The organism is Anaerotruncus sp. 1XD42-93, assembly GCF_009917605.1.
Taxonomy (GTDB): Bacteria; Bacillota; Clostridia; order Oscillospirales; family Ruminococcaceae; genus Anaerotruncus.
This window is the reverse complement of the sequence record NZ_QZEG01000177.1, coordinates 1-1321: the sequence shown is the minus strand read 5'-3', so window position 1 is coordinate 1321 and position 1321 is coordinate 1. Positions and strand designations below refer to the sequence as shown.

Sequence of the window (1321 nt, the reverse complement as noted above, 5' to 3'; positions counted from 1 at the left end):
TTTTACCTCCCGACCATCTCAGAATCCATACCTCGTGCGGCAAAATGGCTCCGCAGGTTTTACCCTGCATGAATATCTTACCGGAGAATCCACCGCCGCGCAATGGTGCGGGTCGCCGGTGGCGACCTCTAAGCGCCAAAGGCGGTTAGAAGCACCGACCGAGCCGACAGGCGAGAACGGCAGGCCGCGAGGCTTTCTGTTATTTGGAACCGCTGGCAGCTGGAATGGCTTCCGACATGGCGCGTCTGACTGCCAGCTGTTCCAGCGTCTTTCCCAGGTCCTTTTCTCCCGAAAAAAAGCTGGTGACACGATAAATGGTTTTCCCGATCCGCACCTCTTTGTAGGAGCTTGTCGGGGTTGTCTGTTTGGTCATAAAGACGCACCTCCGTTCAAAAATTGTTTTTACTCTATGGTTAAAAAGCAGCCGTATCGAAAGATAAGGGCGGCGGTTGCCGCTGGATACCGTCCGGTACGGCTGCTGCAATTCTGTTTGGATGGTTCGTCATATTTGCCACGCCCCCTGACGATAGGGACATAACAGGCCGCTCCCGGCAGAGCTGTCATAACTCCGCAGCGCCGTTTTACTCGTGCGCCGCAGGGTTCCCCCCAAGTCTTTGGCGGGCCGTGAGGAAGTATCTTTAAGCCCCCGCACCATCATCGCGCCCGGAACGCCATCTCCGGGTTTAAGGCTGGACGTAGATCGCTCGGATTGCCTGTCTGTCATCACCTCCTGCAAGCAACCGTCCTGGCGGCGCGCCTTTTCCGCTTCGATACGGGTTATGTACCTGTTATGCCGTATATTCAGTTGTCAAGCTGCAATGAGGGGCAAGAGGACTTGTCCCTTCAATGTGTAGGCATTGGGAAAGGCGATTTGTTAAGCCTTTTTCAAAAAAATCTTGATTTTATTTATTCGCTGTGTGATTGCACTCCGGGAACAGTTCCACAGCCTTGCGACATCGGCCTGCCGGTATCCGTCCACAATGAGCAGGGTCAGCAGTTCCAGATCGTCCTCCGGCAATTTGCAGAGCCGCCGGTACAGCAGTTCATCCTCCAGGGAGGACAGCCAGCCAAACCGCCGGGAATCCACATCGCCGGTGTCCCAGGTGCAGGACAGGGATTCAAATTTTCGGAACAGGCAGGACTGCTCGCTCTCGTCCTCACACTGTTCGCTGGGAAGGGCCTGTACGCGGTTCTGATAGGTTCGCTGGCTGCAAAACCAGGACCAGTCATATTCCTTCATCGCTGCGATCTGCCTATCGTCCATACCGGCTGCGCGGTATTCCTGTTCCAGCCGGGTCCATTCTGCATCAAACTTCCTTTT

General features: G+C 55.1%; 2 protein-coding genes. Both read right to left on the bottom strand.

The annotated features are described in order from the left end of the window. Nucleotides 1-199 precede the first annotated feature (199 nt). On the bottom strand, nt 200-373 hold the full coding sequence (locus D5269_RS17855; protein ID WP_002578908.1) for a hypothetical protein: 174 nt from the start codon (nt 371-373) through the stop codon (nt 200-202). A gap of 501 nt (nt 374-874) precedes the next feature. Next, a partial coding sequence (locus D5269_RS17850) for a sigma factor-like helix-turn-helix DNA-binding protein (RefSeq protein WP_120487599.1) occupies nt 875-1321 on the bottom strand: 447 nt, incomplete at its 5' end.

What these genes read in the sequence shown, in the direction of transcription:
- D5269_RS17855 (WP_002578908.1), bottom strand. Translation starts at nt 373, where the DNA reads ATGACCAAACAGACAACCCCGACAAGCTCCTACAAAGAGGTGCGGATC.